Raw genomic sequence first — 21,698 nt, 5'->3', positions numbered from 1 at the left:
TGCTCCGTCAGTCCTGGGCGTGGTCGGGGTCGTTGCGCAGGGCGGCCTGCACCAGGTCGTCCAGGTCCATCGCGTCGATGGCCTCGTCACCGTCGCCGGCACCGTCGGCACCGCCGTCCGCGTCGTCGGCGGGCCCGCCGTCGGCGAGCTTCAGCAGCACGTCCAGCACGCCGCTGCGCCGCAGCCGCTCCAACGGGACGGACTCGACGAGGGCCCGCAGGCGGTCCCGCTCGGGCTCCGCGTCCGCCCCGGACCGGTCGGCCCCGGTGACCAGCAGGCCGAGCAGGTGCTCGGCGAGCTCGCTCGGGCTCGGGTGGTCGAAGACCAGGGTCGGGGAGAGGTCGAGGCCGGTGGCGGCGCCGAGCCGGTTGCGCAGTTCGACGGCGCCGAGCGAGTCGAAGCCGAGGTCCCGGAAGGCCTTGTCCGGGCCGACCGCCTCGATGCCGGGCAGCCCGAGCACCTCGGCGGCCCGGGTGCGGACCAGGGTGAGCACGGCGGCGGCCCGACGGGCCGGGGTGAGCCCGGCGAGTTCGGCGCACAGCCCGCGGCCGTTCCCGGGGTCGGTGCCGGGGCCCTGCGGCTCGGTGTAGCCGGGGAGTTGGGCGATCAGTCGGCTCGGCCGGACGGCGGTGAAGGCGCGCACGAAGCGCTCCGGGTCGACGTCGGCGACCAGGGTGGTCGGGGCGTCGTCCAGGACGGTCCGGCGCAGTGCGGTGACGGCGGCGGCCGGGTCGAGCGGCCGGATGCCGGTGCGCCGGGCGGCCTCGGCGGCCCGGGCGTCGGCGGCCATGCCGGCGCCGCCCCAGGCGCCCCAGGCGATCGAGGTGGCCGCGCGGCCGTGGGCCCGGCGGCGCTCGGCGAGCGCGTCGAGCACGGCGTTGGCGGCCGCGTAGCTGCCCTGGCCGGGGTTGCCGACGGCGGCCGAGGCGGAGGAGAACAGGGCGAAGACGGCCAGGTCCTGGTCCGCGGTCAGTTCGTCGAGCAGCAGGGCCGAGGCGGCCTTGGCCCGGTGGACGGCCGTGAAGCGCGCCGGGTCGAGGCCGTCGATCACCCCGTCGTCGAGGACGCCGGCGGCGTGGACGACGGCGGTGAGCGGGTGGTCGGCGGGCACGGCGGCCAGGACGGCGGCGAGCGCCTCCCGGTCGGCGGCGTCGCAGGCCGTGATGGTGACGGCCGCCCCGGCGGCGGTGAGGTCCGCGCGGAGTTCGGCCGCGCCGGGCGCGTCGGGGCCCCGGCGGCTGAGCAGGACGAGGTGCCGGGCCCCGGCGGCGGCGAGGCCGCGGGCGACCTCGGCGCCGAGCGCGCCGGTACCGCCGGTGATCAGCACGGTGCCGGTGGGCTCCCAGGCGCCCTGGTCGTCCCGGGCGCCGCCGGATCCACCGGGGGTGGCGGCCAGGCGGCGGGCGAGCAGGCCGGTGCGGCGGACGGCGAGTTGGTCCTCCCCGGCCGGGTCGGCCAGCACGGCGGCCAGCAGGGCCGCGGTGTCCCGGTCGACGGTTCCGGGCAGGTCGATCAACCCGCCCCAGCGCTGCGGGAGTTCGAGCGCGGCGACCCGGCCGAGGCCCCAGACGGCGGCCTGCGGCAGGCCGGTGACGAGGTCACCGGGGGCGGCCGCGACGGCCTCGCGGGTGAGGCACCACAGCGGGGCGCCGATCCGGGCGTCGCCGAGGGCCTGGAGCAGGGTGGCGGTCCGGGCCGGTCCGCCGGGGGCGCCGTCCACCATGGTCTCGTCGAGTGCCAGCAGCGACACCACGCCCGCGAAACCACCGGCCGGGAGCGGGAGTTCGGCGAGCTGCCCGGCGAGCCGGGCGCGGTCGGCGTCGGCCGCGACGGTCAGCCGGACGGTGTCCGGGCCGAGCGCGCCGAGCACGGCGTCCGTCCAGGCCCCGTCGCCCCGGTCGGCGGGCAGGACCGCCAGCCAGCTGCCGGTCGGGGCGCCGGAGCGGACCCGGTCGAGCGGCTGCCAGACGATCCGTCGGCGCAGCCCGTCCACGGCGGCCCGCTCCTCGCGCCGGTCCTGCCAGTCGCGCAGCGCCGGGAGGACCTTGGCGAGCGCGTCGCCGTCGACGTCGAGGGTGTCGGCGAGCGCGTCCAGGGATTCGGTGCGCAGCGCGGTCCAGAACTCCCCGTCGGGGGCGGCGGCCGGGGCCGGCGCGGCGGCGGGATCCGCCCAGTAGCGCTGCCGCTGGAACGGGTAGGTGGGCAGGTCGACCCGGCGGGCGCCGGTGCCCTCGAAGACGGCGGGCCAGTGCGGGGCGAGCCCGTCGACGTGCAGCCGGGCGACGGCGGTGAGCAGGGTGGTCCGCTCGTCGCGGCCGTGCCGCAGCGCGGTGGCGGTGACCACCGGGCGGGCGGGATCGGCCTGCTCGACCGGGCCGTCCGAGCCGTCCGAGCCGTCCGAGCCGTTCGAAGAAGCCGAGCCGTCCGACGCGGCCTGGACGAGTGCGGAGAGCACGCCGTCCGGGCCGAGTTCGAGGTGTCGGCGCACCCCGCGGTCGGCGAGGGTGGCCAGGCCGTCGGCGAAGCGGACGGCCTCCCGGACGTGCCGGACCCAGTAGTCCGCCCCGGCCGCCCCGGTGACGAGCTCACCGGTCAGGTTGGAGACCAGCGGGATGCGCGGGGCGGAGTAGGCGATGCCCCGGGCCGCCCGCTCGAAGTCGTCGAGCATCGCGTCCATGTGTACGGAGTGAAACGCATGGCTCACCCGCAAACGCCTAGTCCTGCGCCGCTCGGCCGCGAAGCCCGCGGCGATCCGCTCGACGGCGTCCGCGTCCCCGGAGAGGACGACGGCGCGCGGGCCGTTGACGGCGGCGATCGAGACGCCGTCGGTCAGCCGGGGCAGCAGCTCCGCCTCGGTCGCCTCGACGGCGACCATCGCTCCCCCGCCGGGCAGTGCCGACATCAGCCGGGCCCGGGCGGCGACCAGGGTGCAGGCGTCCGCCAGCGAGAACACCCCGGCCACGTGTGCGGCCGCCAGCTCCCCGATCGAGTGGCCCAGGACGAAGTCGGGGCGCAGGCCCCAGGACTCCACCAGCCGGTACAGCGCCACCTCCAGGGCGAACAGCGCCGGCTGGGCGAAGCCCGTGTCGTCCAGCAGGGCGGCCTCCGCCGACCCCTCCGCCGCGAACAGCACCGGGCGCAGCGGACCGGAGAGCCGGCCCTCGAAGCCGGCCAGGACGGCGTCCAGCGCCTCGGCGAACACCGGGTAGGTGGCGTACAACTCCTTTCCGGCACCGGGGCGTTGCGCACCCTGGCCGGGGAACAGGAAGGCGGTCCGGCCGCTGCGGGCCTCGCCCTGGACGGCGGTGCCGTCGCCCTGCCCGTCGGCGAGGGCGCCCAGGGCCCGGACGAGCTCCGCGCGGTCGGCGGCGAGCAGCACGGCCCGGTGGTCGAGCAGGGTGCGGGTGGTGGCCAGCGAGTGGCCGAGGTCGCGGGCGGTCAGGCCGGGGTCCCCGGTGAGCCGGTCGAGCAGGCGGGCGGCCTGGTCGCGCAGGGCCGCCGGGGTGGCGGCGGAGAGCGGCACGGGCAGCGTCCCGCCGTTGGCCGACTCGGCGACGGACGGCTCGGCGACGGACGGCTCGGCAGCGGGCGCGTCGGCCGCCGTCGGCTGTTCCAGGATCACATGGGCGTTGGTCCCGCTGGCCCCGAAGGCCGAGACCCCGGCCCGGCGCGCCCGGCCGGTCGTCGGCCAGTCCCGGGCCTCGGTGAGCAGTTCGGCGGCGCCGGCCGTCCAGTCCACATGGGCGGACGGGGTGTCGAGGTGGAGGGTGCGCGGCAGCAGGCCGTGCTGCATGGCCAGCACCATCTTGATCACCCCGGCCACCCCGGAGGCGGCCTGGGTGTGCCCCAGGTTGGACTTCAACGCGCCGATCAGCACCGGCCGTTCGCGGTCCTGCCCGTAGGTGGCGAGCAGCGCCTGCGCCTCGATCGGGTCGCCGAGCCGGGTGCCGGTGCCGTGCGCCTCGACGGCGTCCACCTCACTGGGCGTCAGTCCGGCCCCGGCCAGGGCGCGCCGGATGACGCGCTGCTGGGACGGGCCGTTGGGCGCGGTGATGCCGTTGGAGGCGCCGTCCTGGTTGACGGCCGAGCCGCGCAGGACGGCCAGCACCCGGTGGCCGAGGCGTTCGGCGTCGGAGCGCCGCTCGACCACCAGCACTCCGACGCCCTCGGACCAGCCGGTGCCGTCGGCGGCGTCCGCGAAGGCCTTGCAGCGCCCGTCCGGGGACAGCGCGCCCATCTCGCCGAACTCCACGAAGCCGACCGGGCTGGACATCACCGTCACGCCGCCGGCCAGGGCGAGCGAGCACTCCCCGGCGCGCAGCGCCTGGGCGGCCAGGTGCAGGGCCACCAGCGAGGAGGAGCAGGCGGTGTCCACGCTCACGGAGGGCCCCTCCAGGCCCAGGGTGTAGGAGAGCCGGCCGGAGAGCAGGCTCGCGGACTGGGCGGTCTCGACGTGGCCGAGCTGGCCGATCGAGGGCCGGTAGTCGCCGCTGCCGCCGCCGACGAACACGCCGGTGTCGCCGCCGCGCAGGCCGGCCGGGTCGATCCCGGCCCGCTCCAGGGCCTCCCAGGCGGTCTCCAGCAGGATGCGCTGCTGCGGGTCGACGACGAGCGCCTCGCGCGGCGAGACGCCGAAGAAGGCGGCGTCGAACTCGGCGGCGTCGTACAGGAATCCGCCGTGCCCGGTGACGCTGCGGCCGCGGCCGTCCCGGTCGCCGTGGGCGAGCCGGTCGAGGTCCCAGCCGCGGTCGGTCGGGAACGGGCCGATCGCGTCCGTCCCGGTGAGCAGCAGCTGCCAGAGGTCCTCGGGCGAGCGGACGCCGCCGGGGTAGCGGCAGCCGATGCCGACGATCACGATCGGGTCGTCGGTGTCGACCGCGGCGACCGGGCGCTCCGTCTCGCCTTCCTCGTCGAGGAGTCGGGCCCGCAGGTGGGCGGCCATGGCGGCCGGGGTCGGGTAGTCGAACACCAGGGTGGCGGGCAGCCGCAGGCCGGTCGCCGTGGTGAGCCGGTTGCGCAGGTCGACGGCGGTCAGCGAGTCGAAGCCGAGGTCCTTGAACGGGTGTCCGGCGGGGACGTCGTCGGCGTCGGTGTGCCCGAGTACGGCGGCCGCCTCGGCCCGGACGAGCGCGAGCAGCGTCTCGGTGCGTTCGGCGGCGGACCGGGTGCGCAGTTCGGCGCGCAGCGCCTCGGCCCGGGCGGAGCCGGGTGCCCGGCCCGTCCCGTCGGTGGCCGTCCCGTCCGCGACAGCGACCGTGTCCGCGGCCGCCCGGGCCTCGGGCAGGTCGGCGAACAGCCGGGTCGGCCGGGTCTCGGCGAAGGCGGGGGCGAAGCGCTCCCAGGCCACCTCGGCGACGGTGACGGCGGCCGGGCCGTCGACGGCCGCCGCCAGGGCGGTCAGCGCGCGCTCGGGGGCCATGGGCGGCAGCCCGTTGGCCCGCAGGTGCGCGGCGAGGGAGTCGGGCGTACGGCCGGCCCAGGCGCCCCAGGAGACGGCGAGACCGACCCGTCCGGCGGCTCGGCGGCGCTGGGCGGCGGCGTCCAGCAGGGCGCCGGCGGCGGCCTCCTCGGCGCGGCCCTTGACGCCCCAGGTGCCGGCGATGGACCCGAACAGCAGGTAGGCGTCGAGCGGCCGGTCGCCGAGGGCGGTGTCCAGCGCCGCGAGGTCGGCGAGCAGTCCGGCGAGTCGACCGTCGGCGGTGTCCGCCTCGGCCGCGCGGCCGGTGTGCAGGACGGCGGTGAGTTCGGGCAGTCCGAGTGCGGACGCCAGGGCGGCGGGGTCACCGGGGGTGCCCGGGATGACGCTCAACTCGGTTCCGGATTCGGCGAGTTCCTCCCTCAGCCGGTCGACGGCGGCGTCGGTCGCGGGGTCCTCGGTGAGCAGCGCCACCTGCCGGGCCCCGGTGGCGGCGAGCCAGCGGGCGGTGGGCGCCGCGTGGCCGGTCGGGTCGCCGATCAGCAGCACGGTGCCGCGCGGGGTCCAGGGGCGCGCGTCGGCGTCCGTGGCGGCCCGGACCAGGCGGCGGGCGAAGGCCCCCGAGGCGCGCAGGGCGAGCTGGTCCTCCCCGTCGGCGGCGGTCAGCAGGGCGCGCAGCCGGGCGCCGGTGCGGGCGTCGGGCGCCTCCGGGAGGTCGATCAGACCGCCCCAGCGCCCGGGGTGTTCGAGCGCGGTGACCCGGCCGATGCCCCAGGCGGCCGCCTGGGCGGCGCCGACCGGGGCCTCGGTGTCGCCGACGGCGACGGCGCCCCGGGTGAGGCACCACAGCGGCGCCTCGACTCCGGCCTCGCCGAGAGCCGCGAGCAGCTCGTCGGGGCGGGCGAGCCCGGTGGGCAGCGCGTCCTCGGCGGCGAGCAGGGAGACCACCCCGGTGACCGTTCCGGCCAGCGGGACGAGCGCCTCGGCCAGGGCGGCGCGGCCGTCCCGGGCGGCTTCGAGGCGGAGCACCTCGGCGCCGAGGGCGCCTAGCACCGCCGCCGTCCACGGGTCGTCGCCGTCCCGGCCGGTCGGCAGCAGGGCCAGCCAGCCGCCCGGGAGGGCGTCCGGTCCGGCGGGGGCCGGGTACGGCCGCCAGACGACGCGGTGGCGCAGCCGGTCGGCGTCGGTCCGGGCGGTCTGCCGGCGGCGCCAGGTGGAGAGGGCGGGCAGCAGGGCGGCGAGCGTGGTGTCGTCGTCCAGGCCGAGGGCGGTGCCGAGCGCGGCGGTGTCGGCGCGCTCGACGGCGGACCAGAAGGCGGCGTCCGCCGGGTCGCCGGCGGCGGCGGGCTCGGGGGCCCGCTCGGGCCAGTACCGCTCGCGCTGGAACGGGTAGGTGGGCAGGTCGACCCGGCGGGCGCCGGTGCCGGCCAGCAGGGCGGTCCAGTCGACCGGTACGCCCGCGACGTGGGCCCGGGCCAGGCTGGTGACCAGCGCGGTCTCCTCCGGCCGGTCCCGGCGCAGCAGCGGGACGGCCACGCAGTCGTGGTCGCCGGTGGACCGCTGGGCGAGCGCGCTGAGCACGCCGTCCGGGCCCAGTTCCAGCAGGGCGCCGGCTCCCGCCGCGACCAGGGCGCGGATGCCGTCGGCGAAGCGGACGGTCTCCCGGACGTGCCGCACCCAGTACTCGGGCGACTGCAGGTCCCCGTCGGTCCCGCCGGTCAGGTTGGAGACGACCGGGAGCGAAGGCGCCTGATATGTCAGGCCGTTGAGGACCGTACGGAAGTCGTCCAGCATCGGGTCCATCAGCGGGGAGTGGAAGGCGTGCGAGACCCGCAGCCGGCTGGTCCGCCGCTCGGCGAAGTGCGCCTCGACCACCGCGACGGCCTGCTCCGCACCGGAGACGACCACCGAGCTCGGCCCGTTGACGGCGGCGATCGAGAGGACCTCGCCCAGCAGCGGCCGGACCTCCTCCTCGGTCGCCTCGACCGCGAGCATCGCCCCACCCTCCGGCAGGGCCTGCATCAACCGGCCCCGGGCCGCCACCAGCGCGCACGCGTCGGCCAGCGAGAACACCCCGGCCACGTGCGCCGCCGCGACCTCGCCGATCGAGTGCCCGGCCACGAACTCCGGCCGCACACCCAGCGATTCGAGCAGCCGGAACAGCGCCACCTCCACCGCGAACAACCCCGCCTGGGCGTAGGCCGTCCCGTTCAGCGGGTCCGCGTCCGCGCCCCACACCACGTCCCGCAGCGGCAGGTCCAGGTGCTGGTCCAGCCGGGCGCAGACCGCGTCGAAGGCCTCGGCGAACACCGGGAACCGGACGTACAACTCCCGCCCCATGCCGAGTCGTTGCGAGCCCTGCCCGGAGAACAGGAAGGCCGCCGGCCGGTCCGTCGCGCGGCCGCGCGCGACCTCGACGCCGTCCAGCAGTACCGCCCGGTGGGCGAGCGAGGCCCGGCCGGCGGCCAGCGAGTGCGCCACGTCCAGTGCGGACGCCCCCTCGACCGCGCCGAGCCCGGTGAGCGAAGCGTCCAACGCCGCCTCGGACTTGGCCGAGACCACCCACGGCGCGGCACCGGCCACCAGCGCGGCACCGGCCGCCACCGCCGCTCCCGGAGCCGTCTCCGGCGCGGGCGCCGCTTCGAGCAGCACATGGGCGTTGGTGCCGCTGACCCCGAAGGCCGAGACACCGGCCCGGCGCGGGCGGCCGGTCTCCGGCCACTCCCGGGCCTCGGTCAGCAGCTCGACGGCGCCACCGGTCCAGTCGATGTGCCGCGAGGGCGCGTCGACGTGCAGGGTGCGCGGCAGCCGTCCGTGCCGCAGCGCCTGGACCGTCTTGATCACCCCGGCCACGCCGGCCGCCGCCTGGGTGTGGCCCAGGTTGGACTTCACCGAGCCGACCAGCAGCGGCAGTTCACGCCCGGGCCGGTAGGCGGCCTGCAGCGCGTGCGCCTCGATCGGGTCACCGAGGGCGGTGCCGGTGCCGTGCGCCTCCACGGCGTCCACCTCGGCGGCGGTCAGGCCCGCGTCGGCCAGCGCCGCGCGGATCACCCGCTGCTGGGCCCGCCCGTTCGGCGCGGTCAGCCCGTTGGAGGCGCCGTCCTGGTTGACGGCGCTGCCGCGCAGGACGGCCAGCACCGGGTGCCCGTTGCGGCGGGCGTCGGAGAGCCGCTCCAGCACGATCACACCCGCGCCCTCGGCCCAGCCGGTGCCGTCCGCCGCGTCCGCGAAGGCCTTGCAGCGGCCGTCGGCGGCCAGTCCGCCCTGCGCCGTGAACTCGACGAAGGCGTCCGGGCTGGACATCACCGAGGCGCCGCCGGCCAGGGCCAACGAGCACTCCCCGGCGCGCAGCGCGCGGGCGGCCAGGTGGAGCGCCACCAGCGCGGAGGAGCAGGCGGTGTCCACGGTGACGGCCGGGCCCTCCAGCCCGAGGGTGTAGGAGAGCCGGCCGGACAGCACGCTCGCGGTGTTGCCGGTGGCGGCGTGGCCGCGCACGTCGGCGGTGCCGCGGCGCAGCACGGTCAGGTAGTCCTGGCCGTTGGTGCCGACGAACACGCCGGTGTCGCTGCCGCGCAGCCGGTCGGGGGCGACGCCGGAGCGCTCCAGCGCCTCCCAGGAGGTCTCCAGCAGCAGGCGCTGCTGCGGGTCCATGGCGAGGGCCTCGCGCGGCGAGATGCCGAAGAAGCGGGCGTCGAAGCGGCTGGCGTCGTCGAGGAAGCCGCCGTTCAGGGTGGCCGAGCCGCCCCGGCCGAGGGCGTCGAGGTCCCAGCCGCGGTCGGTGGGGAACGGGCGGACGGCGTCGGTGCCGTCGCTCAGCAGCCGCCACAGGTCCTCGGGGGTCCGGACGCCGCCGGGGAAGCGGCAGGCCATGCCGGTGATCACGACCGGGTCGTCGGTGACCGGGCGCACGGCGGCGGTCGGGCCGGTCTCCGGCAGGTCGCCGAGGAGTTCGGCGAGCAGGTGGGCGGCCAGGTCGGCCGGGGTCGGGTGGTCGTAGACCAGGGTGGCGGGCAGGGTGAGCCCGGTGGCGGCGGTCAGGGTGTTGCGCAGTTCGACGGTGGTGAGGGAGTCCATGCCGAGGTCGGTGAAGGCCTGGTCGGCGCCGATCCCCTCGCCGCCGGAGTGGCCGAGGACGGCCGCCACCCGGGTGCGCACGAAGTCCAGCAGGAAGCGCTGCCGGGCCTGCTCGGGCAGGTCGGCGAGCCGCTGCCGCAGTCCGGTCTCCGGGGCGGCCCCGCCGCGGCGCCGGTCCGACCCGACGAGGTCGGCGTGGTCGGCGAGGTCGGCGATCAGCGGGAACGGGCGCTGCGCGGTGAACACGGCGGCGAAGCGCTGCCAGTCGATGTCGGCGACGGTGAGCGCGGTGTCCTCGTGGTCGAGGGCGTGGCCGAGGGCGGCCAGCGCGCGCTGCGCGGCCATCGGCGCGTAGCCGCCGCGGCGGACCCGCTGTTCCACTCCGCTGCCGGCTCCGGCCATGCCCTGGCCGGCCCACGGGCCCCAGGCGATCGCGGTGGCCGGGCGGCCCTCGGCGCGCCGCTGTTCGGCGAGGGCGTCCAGGTGGGCGTTGGCGGCGGCGTAGTTGGCCTGGCCGGCGGCACCGAGGGTGCCGGCGGTGGAGGTGAACAGGACGAAGGCGTCGAGCTCGGCCGCGCGGGTCAGTTCGTCGAGGTGCCGGGCCGCGTCGACCTTGGGCCGGAACACCTCGGTGAAGCGCTCGGCGTCCAGGGTGTCCAGGGTCCCGTCGGCCACCACTCCGGCGGCGTGGAACACCGCGGTGAGCGGCCGGTCGGCGGGTATCGCGGCGAGCACGGCGGCGAGGGCCTCGCGGTCGGCGGCGTCGCAGGCGGCCAGGGTGACCTCGGCCCCGAGGGCGGTGAGGTCGGCACGCAGCTGTTCGGCGCCGGGGGCGTCGGCCCCGCGCCGGCCGAGCAGCAGCAGGTGCTCGGCGCCCTGTTCGGCGAGCCGGCGGGCGAGTTGGCTTCCGATCCCGCCGGTGCCGCCGGTGATCAGCACGGTGCCGCGCGGCGTGTACGGCCGCGGGGCCGGGCGCTCGCCGAGCGGGTACCGGACCAGGCGGCGGGCGAAGGTGCCGGAGGCGCGGACGGCGAGCTGGTCCTCGCCGTCCATGCGGGCGAGCGCGGCGGCCAGTCGGCGCAGCACGGTGTCGTCGGGCCGACCCTGAAGGTCAAACTGCTCCGGCAGATCGATCAACCCGCCCCAGCGGGTGGGCAGTTCGAGCGCGGCGGAGCGGCCGAGGCCCCAGACGGCGGCCTGCCGGGGATCGGCGGGCCGGTCGGAGCGGCCGGTGGCGACGGCGCCCCGGGTGAGGCACCAGAACGGGGCGGTGAGGTCCGCGTCGCCGAGGGCCTGGACGGCGGTGACGGTGGCCGCGAGCGGGTCGTCGCCGAGGGCGAGCAGGGACAGCACGCCGGTGAACTGCCCGGCGTCGCCCAGCTGTTCGGCGCACAGCTGTTCGGCGAGCGCGGCCCGGTCGCCGGAGACCCGCAGGGTCACTCCGTCGACCAGCCCCTCCGCCCAGCCGGCGTCGTCCTGGGTGAGCACCAGCCAGCGGCCGGACGGCCGTTCGGTCGCGGCGCCGTCCAGCGGGGTCCAGGCGGCGCGGTAGCGCCAGGCGTCGACCGTCGACCGTTCGCGGCGGCCGCGGCGCCAGTCGGCCAGCGCGGCGACGGTGTCCGGGTCGAGGGCGAGTCCGGTGTCCAGGGCGCTCAGGTCGCCCCGGTCGACGGCAGCCCAGAACGCGGCGTCCACCGGGTCGGCTCCCGCGGTCGGCACCGGTCGCCCGGCCGTCGGCCAGTAGCGCTGCCGCTGGAAGGGGTAGGTGGGAAGGTCGGTGCGGCGGGCGCCGGTACCGGCGAACACCTCGGACCACTGCGGCCGGCTGCCGTGCACGAAGAGGGTGGCCAACGCGGCGTTGAGGGTGGGGACTTCGGGTCGGCCGCGGCGCAGTGCGGGGGCGCCGGGCAGCGCGCCGTCGTCCCCGAGGGTGTCCCGGGCGGCGGCGGTGAGCGTGCCGTCCGGCCCGAGTTCGAGCAGCAGGCCGGCGCCGCGCTCGGCGAGGGCGCGGACGGCGTCGGCGAAGCGGACGGTGCCGCGCACCTGCCGGGTCCAGTAGTCGGGCGCGCCGAGTTCCTCGGCGCCGACGGGGGCGCCGGTCACGGTCGAGATCAGCGGGACGGTCGGGGCCTGCGGGGTGAGGGTGGCCGCGACCCGGGCGTAGGCGTCGAGCATCGGCTCCATCAGCGGCGAGTGGAAGGCGTGCGAGACGGGCAGCCGCTTGGTCTTCCGGTCGGCGAACTCCGCTGCGATGCGCAGGACTTCGCCCTCCTCTCCGGCGAGGACGACGGCGCGCGGGCCGTTGACGGCGGCGATCGAGACGCCGTCCGTCAGCAGCGGCAGCACCTCCTCCTCCGTCGCCTGGACCGAGACCATCGCTCCCCCGCCGGGCAGCGCCGACATCAGCCGGGCCCGGGCGGCGACCAGGGTGCAGGCGTCCTCCAGCGAGAACACCCCGGCCACGTGCGCGGCCGCCAGCTCCCCGATCGAGTGGCCGACCAGGTAGTCCGGCCGGATGCCCCAGGACTCCACCAGCCGGTACAGCGCCACCTCCAGCGCGAACAGCGCCGGCTGGGCGAGGCCCGTGTCGTCCAGCAGGGCCGCCTCCGCCGATCCCTCCGCCGCGAACAGCATGTCCCGGAGCGGGAGTTCGGAGGCGAGGTCGAAGCGGGCGAGCACCGCGTCCAGCGCCTCGGCGTAGACCGGGTACCGCTGGTACAGCTCGCGTCCCATGCCGGCGTACTGGCTGCCCTGCCCGGTGAACAGGAAGGCCAGGCCGCCGCCGACGGGCCGGCCGGTGACCAGGGCCGCGTCGGGCAGCCCGTCCCGCAGGGCGGTGAGGGCCCGGCGCAGCCCGGCGCGGTCGCCGGTGCTGACGGCGGCGCGCCGGTCGAGCGCGGCCCGGGTGGTGGCGAGCGAGAACGCCAGGTCGGCGAGCGGCGGTTCGGGCTGCCGGTCCAGGGCGGTGAGCAGTCGGTCGGCCTGGCCGCGCAGGGCCTCCTCGGTGCGGGCCGAGAGCACGACGGGCAGCGTCCCGCCCTCCGCGGGGGCGGGTGCCGGGGTCGACGCGGGCCCCTGTTCGAGGACCACGTGGGCGTTGGTGCCGCTGAGGCCGAAGGAGGAGACGCCGGCCCGGCGGGGGCGGCCGGTGTCCGGCCAGTCCCGGGCCTCGGTGAGCAGTTCGACGGCGCCGTCGCTCCACTCGACGTGGCTGGACGGCCGGTCGATGTGCAGGCTGGCCGGGACCCGGCCGTGCCGCAGGGCGAGCACCGTCTTGATCACCCCGGCGACGCCGGAGGCCATCTGGGTGTGGCCCAGGTTGGACTTCACCGAGCCGAGCAGCAGCGGGAGTTCACGGTCCTGGCCGTAGGTGGCCAGCAGCGCCTGGGCCTCGATCGGGTCGCCGAGGGCGGTGCCGGTGCCGTGCCCCTCCACCACGTCGACCTCGCCGGCGGTCAGCCGGGCGTCGGCGAGCGCGGCGCGGATGACCCGCTGCTGGGACGGCCCGTTGGGGGCGGTGAGCCCGTTGGAGGCGCCGTCCTGGTTGACGGCCGAGCCGCGCACCACCGCCAGCACGGGGTGGCCGAGGCGTTCGGCGTCGGAGAGCCGCTCGACCAGGACGAGGCCGACGCCCTCGGCGAGGCTCATCCCGTCGGCGGCCTCGGCGTAGGCCTTGCAGCGGCCGTCGGCGGCCATCGCGCGCTGGCGGCTGAAGCCGACGAAGGCGTTCGGGGTGGCCATCACGCTGACGCCGCCGGCCAGGGCGAGCGTGCTCTCCCCGTTGCGCAGCGACTGGCAGGCCAGGTGCAGGGCGACCAGCGAGGAGGAGCAGGCGGTGTCGAGGGTGACGGCCGGTCCCTCGAAGCCGAAGGTGTAGGAGATCCGGCCGGACAGCACGCTCGGGATGGTGCCGGTGACGAGGTGGCCCTCGGCGCCGTCCTGGACGGAGTCGCCGGGGCTGTAGTCCTGGTAGCTGGCGCCGATGAAGGTGCCGGTGCGGCTGCCGCGCAGCGCGGCCGGGTCGAGGCCGGCCCGCTCGACCGCCTCCCAGGCGGTCTCCAGCAGCAGGCGCTGCTGCGGGTCCATGGCCAGGGCCTCGCGCGGGGAGATGCCGAAGAAGGCGGCGTCGAAGTCGGCGACCTCGCGCAGGAAGCCGCCGCGCACCGAGTAGGTGCGGCCGGGCGTGTCCGGGTCCGGGTCGTACAGTCCCTCGGTGTCCCAGCCGCGGTCGGCGGGCCACTCGGTGACGGCGTCGCCGCCGTCGGCGACCAGCTGCCACAGCTCCTCGGGCGAGCCGACGCCGCCGGGGTAGCGGCAGCTCATGCCGATGATCGCGATCGGTTCGTCCCGGGTGGCGGGGGCGTTCCCGGGCGTGTCCGAACCGGTGGCGGCCGGGCCGGCGGCGGCCGTGGTGCCGGCGATCCGCTCGCGCAGGTGGCGGACCAGGGCGCGCGGGTCGGGGTGGTCGAAGACCAGCGTGCTGGGCAGGGTCAGTCCGGTGGCGGCGGCCAGCCGGTTGCGCAGGTCGACGGCGGTGAGCGAGTCGAAGCCGACGTCGCGGAAGGCCCGCTGCTCGGAGAGCACCTCGGGCGAGGCGTGGCCGAGCGTGGTGGCCGCCTCGGCGCGGACCAGGTCCAGCAGCCGGCGCTCCTGCTCGGCGGCCGGCAGGGCGCGCAGCCTGGCGGCGAACTCGCCGTCCCCGGCGGTGCGTTGGGTGGCCTCGGCGAGCCGGCGCACCTCGGGGACGTCCTCGAACAGCGCGGTGGGGCGGCCGGAGGTGAAGACCGGGTGGTAGCGCTCCCAGTCGACGTCGGCGATCGCGAGCACCCGCTCGTCGGCGTCCAGGGCCTGGCGCAGCCCGTCCAGGGCGAGGGCCGGGTCCATGAAGACCAGGCCGCTGCGGCGGATCTGGCCGGGGTCGACCCGGCCGAGCTTGAGGTCGTCGGACCAGATGCCCCAGGAGACGGCGGTGGCCCGGCCGCCGCGGGCGCGGCGGTGCTCGGCGAGCGCGTTGAGGTAGGCGTTCCCGGCGACGTAGGCGGCGTGCCGGCCGCTGCCCCACAAACCGGCGGTGGAGGAGTACAGCACGAAGGCGTCGAGCTGGTCGTCGGGCAGGAGCTCGTCGAGGTGCCGGGCGCCGGCGGCCTTGGCGTGCAGGACCTTGGCGAAGGCCTCGGGGGTGGTCTCCTCGATGGAGAGCAGTTCGATGACGGCGGCGGTGTGCACCACGGTGCGCACGGGGTGGCCGTCGGCGGCCAGGGCGTCGAGCATCCGGGCGACGGCGTCGCGGTCGGTGAGGTCGCAGGCGACCATGACGGCCTGGCAGCCGAGGGCGGTGAGTTCGGCGAGCAGGTCGGCGGCGCCGGGGGCGTCCGGGCCGCGGCGGCTGGTGAGCACGATCCGCTCGGCGCCGTCGGCGGCGAGCCGGCGGGCCAGGTGCGGGGCCAGGGTGCCGGTGCCACCGGTGATCAGCACGGTGCCGCGCGGGGCCGACGTGCCGGTGCCGGTAGCCGGGCGGGCCGCCGGGCGGGCGGTGGCCGGCTCGGCGCGGACGATCCGGCGGACGTAGGCGCCGGACGGGCGGATCGCCACCTGGTCCTCGCCGCGGTCGCCGAGGGCGCCGGCCAGCACGGCTACCAGCCGTTCGCCGCCGCGCTCGTCGAGCCGTTCGGGCAGGTCGACCACCCCGCCCCAGCGCTGCGGGTGCTCCAGGGCGGCCGTCCAGCCGAGGCCGTGGACCTGCGCCTGCAGCGGGTTGGCCAGCCGGTCGCCCCGGGTGGCGGCCACGGCGTCCCGGGTGAGGCACCACAGGGGTGCGTCCCGGCCGGTGTCGCCGAGGGCCTGGACCAGCGCGAGGGTGAGGGCGAGGCCCTCGGGCAGCGCCGGGTGGCGTTCGCTGGGCGCTTCGGCGGCGGCGAGCAGGGAGACGATCCCGGCGGGCCCGGCGGCGCCAGCGGCGTCGAGGGCGGCGAGGCACTGGTCGAGCCGCTCGGCGAGGTGCTGCCGGTCGGTGCAGTCGTCGTCCAGGACGAGGTGCTCGACCCGGGCGCCGTGGGCGGTCAGCGCCTGGACGACGTCCTGGTCCGCGCCGGTGTCCGTGGTGACGAGCAGCCAGGTCCCGTCCAGCCGGGCCGCGGAGCCGGCGGTGGCGGGGGCAGTGCCGAGCGGCTTCCAGACCGCCCGGTAGCGCCAGGAGCCGACCGTGGAGCGGTCCCGTCGGCGCCGGTGCCAGTCGGTGAGCGCGGGCAGCACCGGGGCGAGCGCGCCGCTGTCGATGCGCAGCCGGGCGGCCAGCGTCTCGACGTCGGCCTCCTCGACGGCGCTCCAGAACTCGCCGTCCTCGGGCTCCCCGCCGGGCCGCGGGGTGACGGCCCACAGGTGTTCGTGCTGGAAGGCGTAGGTGGGCAGCGGGACGGTGCGGGCGCCGGTCAGCAGTCCGGACCAGTCGGCCCGGGCGCCGCGCACCCAGGCCTCGGCGAGCGAGCCCAGGAAGCGGGCCCGGTCGCCCTTGTCACGGCGCAGGGTGCCGACGGCGACGGCCCGGCCGGCGCAGTCCTCGGCGGTGGCCTCGATCGCCATGGTGAGCACCGTGTGCGGGCTGATCTCGACGAACAACTCGTGGCCCTGGGCGATCAGTTCGCGGATCGTCGGGTCGAAGCGCACCGGTTGGCGCAGGTTGCGGTACCAGTAGTCGGCGTCCAGCGCGGTGGTGTCCAGCCGCTCCCCGGTGACGGTGGAGTGGAACGGCACCTCGGCGGCGCGCGGGCGGATCGGGGCGAGGGCCGCCACCAGTTCCCCGGCGAGCAGCTCGACCTGGGTCGAGTGCGAGGCGTAGTCGACGCTGATCCGCCGGGCGCGCACCTCCTCGGCCTCGAACGCGGCCATCAGGGTGTCGAGTTGCTCGGCAGGTCCGGCGACGACGACGGTCCTCGGGCCGTTCACGGCGGCGATGCCCACCGTGCCGCCGTGGGCGCGCAGCCGCTCCTCGGCCTCGGCGGCCGACAGCGGCACCGAGACCATCCCGCCGGAGCCGGCCAGCACCCGGCCGATCAGCCGGCTGCGCAGGGCGACCACCTGGGCGCCGTCCTCCAGGGACAGCGCCCCGGACACCACGGCGGCGGCGATCTCGCCCTGGGAGTGCCCGACCACCGCGTCCGGGTGGACGCCGTGGGCGCGCCAGAGGTCGGCCAGCGCCACCATCACGGCGAAGGTGGCGGGCTGCACCACGTCCACCCGGTCCAGCGCGGGCGCGCCGTCGGCCTGTCGCAGCACGTCGAGCAGCGACCAGTCGACGTGCGCCGACAGCGCGGCCGCGCACTCGGCCAGCCGTTCGGCGAACACCGGTGACTCGTCGAGGAGTTCGGCGGCCATGCCGGCCCACTGGGAGCCCTGGCCGGGGAAGACGAAGACCGTCCGGCCGACGCCCTCGGCGAGGCCGTGCACGGTGTTGGGCGCGGAGGTCCCGGCGGCGAGCGCGGTCAGGCCCGCGCGCAGTTCCGCCGGGTCGGTGCCGAGCACCACGGCGCGGTGCTCGAACAGCGTCCGGGTGGTCAGCAGGGCGTGGGCGACGTCGCGCGGGCGCGGGTCCGGCCCGGCGTCCAGGTGCTCGGCCAGCCGGGCGGCCTGGGCGCGCAGCGCCGCGGGCGTGCGGGCGGAGAGCACCCACGGGACGGGCCCGTCGGCGGTGTCCGCGCCGACCGGGGCGGCGGCGACCACGGCCGGCGCCTCCGCCGGGACCGGCGCCTCCTCCAGCAGGACGTGGGCGTTGGTGCCGCTGATGCCGAAGGAGGAGACCGCGCAGCGGCGGGTCCGCTCGCCGGCCGGCCAGGCGACCGGGTCCTGGAGCAGGGCGACGGTGCCCGGGGTCCAGTCGATGTGCGAGGAGGGCTGGTCGGCGTGCAGGGTGCGCGGCAGCAGTCCGTGCCGCAGCGCCTGGACCATCTTGATCACCCCGGCGACGCCGGCCGCCGACTGGGTGTGGCCGAGGTTGGACTTCACCGAGCCGAGCAGCAGCGGGCGCCGCGGGTCGCGGTCGCGCCCGTAGGCGGCCTGGAGCGCCTGGGCCTCGATCGGGTCGCCGAGGGCGGTGCCGGTGCCGTGCGCCTCGACGGCGTCGATGTCGGCGGCGGTGAGGCCGGCGTTGCCGAGGGCGGCGCGGATGACCCGCTGCTGGGCGGGCCCGTTGGGGGCGGTGAGGCCGTTGGAGGCGCCGTCCTGGTTGATCGCCGAGCCGCGGATCACCGCGAGCACCGGGTGGCCGTTGCGCTCGGCGTCGGAGAGCCGTTCCAGCACCAGGACGCCGACGCCCTCGGCGAGGGTCATGCCGTCGGCGGCCTCGGAGAAGGGCTTGCAGCGGCCGTCGGCCGCCAGCGCGCGCTGGCGGCTGAAGGCGATGAAGGCGTTGGGGTTGGTCATCACGGTGGCGCCGCCGGCCAGTGCGAGGCTGCTCTCGCCGCCGCGCAGCGACTGGCAGGCCAGGTGCAGGGCGACCAGTGAGGAGGAGCAGGCGGTGTCGACCGTGACGGCCGGGCCCTCCAGGCCGAGCAGGTAGGCGAGTCGGCCGGAGAGCACGCTCGGGCTGGTGCCGGTGACGGCGTGCCCGGCGGAGCTGTCGTCCATGCCGAGCCCGTACTCCTGGTACGTGGAGCCGATGAACGTGCCGGTGGCGCTGCCGTGCACCGAGGACGGGTCGATGCCCGCGGACTCGAAGGCCTCCCAGGTGGTCTCCAGCAGCAGCCGCTGCTGGGGGTCCATGGCCAGGGCCTCGCGCGGGGAGATGCCGAAGAAGGCGGCGTCGAAGTCGCCGGCCTGGTGGAGGAAGCCGCCCCGGGTGGAGTAGGTGCGGCCGTTGGCGTCCGGGTCGGGGTCGTAGAGGCCGGTGTCCCAGCCCCGGTTCTCCGGGAACTCGGAGGTGGCGTCGGCGCCTTCGGCGACCAGCCGCCAGAGCTGCTCGGGGTCGGCCGCGCCGCCGGGGAGGCGGCAGCCCATGCCGACGATCGCGATCGGTTCGGCGGGATCGATCACACTCATCTGACGAGTCGTCAGCTCGGTGTCCGTGCCGATCAGTTCGTCCCGCAGGAAGACCGCCAGGGCGCGCGGGTTGGGGTGGTCGAAGGCCAGGGTGCTGGGCAGTGACAGCCCGGTCAGGGCGGCCAGCCGCTTGCGCAGCTCGACGGCGGTCAGCGAGTCGAACCCGGCGTCGCGGAAGGCCCGCTTCTCCGGGACGGCGTCGGCGGAACCGTGGCCGAGGACCACGGCCGCCTCCCGGCGCACCAGGTCCACCAGCAGCCGGTCCCGCTCGGGCCCGGCCAGCCCGCGCAGCCGGCGGGCCAGGTCGGTGGCGGCGCCGGTGTCGGCGGCGGCGGTCCGGGCCAGGGCGCGGACCTCGGGGAGTTCGTCGAACAGCGCGCTGGGCCGGGCGGCGGTGAAGACCGGGGCGTAACGCTCCCAGTCGACGTCGGCGACGGTCACCGCGGCGTCCTCGTGGACGATCACCCGGCGCAGCTCGGTGAGCGCGGTCTCCACGGCGAGGAAGCGCAGCCCCTGGCGGCGCAGCCCGTCGGAGACCGCCTCGTGGGCGGCCATCCCGGCGCCGGCCCACGGGCCCCAGGCGATCGAGGTGGCGGTCAGGCCGCGGGCCCGGCGGTTCTCGGCGAGCGCGTCCAGGTAGGCGTTGGCGGCGGCGTAGCCGCTCTGCCCGGCGCTGCCCCAGACCCCGGCGACGGAGGAGAACAGGACGAAGAAGTCCAGGTCCCGGTCGGCGAGCAGGGCGTCCAGGTGGGCGGCGCCGTGCAGCTTGGCGGCGGTGAGCCGGTGCAGTTCCTCGACCGGGGTGTCGGCCAGCGGGGCGGCCTGGCCGACCCCGGCGGCGTGCACCACGCCGGTCAGCGGGTGCTCGGCCGGGACGGCGGCGAGGGCGGCGGCGAGCGCCTCCCGGTCGGCCGCGTCGCAGGCCAGCACGGTGGCGGTGGCCCCGGACTCGGCGAGTTCGGCGACGAGTTCGGCGACGCCGGGCGCCTGCGCGCCGCGTCGGCCGGTGAGCAGCAGGTGCCGGGCGCCGGCCCGGGCCAGCCAGCGGGCGACCTCGGCGCCGAGCGCGCCGGTGCCGCCGGTGACTAGCACGGTGCCGTCGGCGCTGAACTCCTCGGCCCGGGGCAGCTCGTCGACGGCGTAGCGGACCAGGCGGCGGCCGTACGCGGCGGTGCCGCGCAGCGCGATCTGGTCCTCGCCGGTGCGCTGCCCGCCGCCCGCGAGGACGCCGACCAGGCCCTGCACGGTCGGCGCGTCCAGCACCGGCGGCAGGTCGACCAGCCCGCCGGGCGCCTGCGGCCGCTCCAGGGCGGCCACCCGGCCGAGGCCCCAGGCGGCGGCCTGGACGGGGTTGGTGAGCGGGTCGGCCGGTCCGGTGGAGACGGCGCCCCGGGTGACGGTCCACAGCGGGACGGCCGAGCGCAGGTCGCCGAGCGCCTGGGCGAGCAGGGCGCCCAGCGCGAGGCCGGTCGGCAGGCCGGCTCCTGGGGTGGGCCGGTCGGCCAGCGGGAGCAGCGACAGGATGCCGGCGAGGGAGCCGAACCCGTCGATCCGGTCGGCGAGTTCGGCGCGGTCGAGGCGGCTCCCGTCGAGCACCAGCCGTTCCAGCCGGGCGCCGTGGCCGCGCAGGGCGGCGAGGAGTTCGGTGTCGTCGACGCCGTCGGCGGTGACCACCAGCCAGGTACCGTCCAGCACGGGCGCGGCGGCCGGCCGGACGGGCTGCCAGCGCACCCGGTAGCGGGCGGCGTCCAGCAGGGACTTCTCGTGCCGGGTGCGGCGCCAGTCGGCGAGGGCGGGGAGCAGGGCGTACAGGCCGGCGTGCTGTTCGTCGCGCAGGCCGAGCAGCCCGGCGAGTTCGGCGGCGCTGCCGCGCTCGACGGCGCCCCACAGGGCGGCGTCGGCCGGGTCGGCGGCCGGGGTGGTCGCGCCGGGCTCGGCCCCGGGCCAGTAGCGCTCGTGCTGGAAGGCGTAGGTGGGCAGTTCGGTGTTCCCGGCGCCGGTGCCCGCGTACAGGGCGGCCCAGTCCGGGGCGTGGCCGCGGACGTGCAGGGCGGCCAGGGCCAGGGCGGTGGAGCGCTCCTCGGGGCGGCCGGCCCGCAGCAGCGGGACGGCCGTCACGGCGGTGTGGCCGACCTCGGTGTCCTCGGTGAGGATCTCCTCGGTCAGCGCGGAGAGCACGCCGTCCGGGCCGAGCTCCAGGAAGGTGGCGGCGCCGGCCGCCCGGGCGGTGCGGACGGCGTCGGCGAAGCGGACGGCGCGCCGCACGTGCTCGACCCAGTACTCCGGGGAGCACAGCTCGGCCTCGGTGGCGGGTTCGCCGGTGGAGTCGGAGACCAGCGGGATGCGCGGCGGGTGGAACGCCAGCCCGGCGACGGCCCGGCGGAAGTCCGCCAGCATCGGTTCCATCAGCGGCGAGTGGAAGGCGTGCGAGACGCTCAGCCGCTTGGTCCGGCGGCCCTCGGCGGCGAACTCCCCGGCGATCCGCAGGACTTCGTCCTCCAGGCCGGAAAGGACCACCGCCCGGGGGCCGTTGACGGCCGCGACGGCGACGCCGGGCACCAGCCGGGGCAGCACCTCCGCCTCGGTGGCCTCGACCGAGACCATGGCACCGCCCTCGGGCAGCGCGTCCATCAGCCGGGCCCGGGCGGCGACCAGGGCGCAGGCGTCGGCCAGGGTGAGCACCCCGGCGCAGTGCGCGGCGGCGACGGCACCGATCGAGTGGCCGAGCAGCAGGTCGGGCCGTACGCCCAGGGACTCGATCAGCCGGAACTGCGCGACCTCGACCGCGAAGACGGCGGGCTGGGCCCAGCCGGTCCGGTTCAGCAGCCGCTCGTCCGCGCCGTACAGGACCTCGCGCAGCGGGCGCTCCAGCCGGGGGCCGAACTCGGCCAGCACCTCCTCCAGCGCCCGGGCGAACACCGGGAAGCGGGCGGCCAGTTCACGTCCGGCACCGAGGCGCTGGGCGCCCTGGCCGGCGAACAGCAGGGCGAGCCGGCCGCCGCCGCTCTCGCCCTCGGCCAGGCCGGCGGCCGGTTCCCCTACGGCCGACGCGGCCAGCGCGGCCAGCAGTTCGTCCCGGTCGGCGCCGAGGGGGGCCCGGCGGGGGGGGGGCGCCGAGCGGCAGATAACAAAACACAAAAACCAACACACCGGGTCACAACGCGGTGGGCTGGGTGGG

1 pseudogene is annotated in these 21,698 nt (G+C 77.4%); it reads right to left on the bottom strand.

The annotated features are described in order from the left end of the window. Positions 1–7 precede the first annotated feature (7 nt). Positions 8–21,562, bottom strand: a pseudogene (locus ABTZ03_RS16145) (type I polyketide synthase); the annotation flags it as partial. Positions 21,563–21,698: the final 136 nt, after the last annotated feature.

It is taken from the genome of Kitasatospora sp. NPDC096077 (genome assembly GCF_040303245.1).
Taxonomy (GTDB): domain Bacteria; phylum Actinomycetota; class Actinomycetes; order Streptomycetales; family Streptomycetaceae; genus Kitasatospora.
The sequence above is the reverse complement of the archived record's forward strand: the minus strand, read 5'-3'. Positions and strand labels throughout refer to the sequence as shown.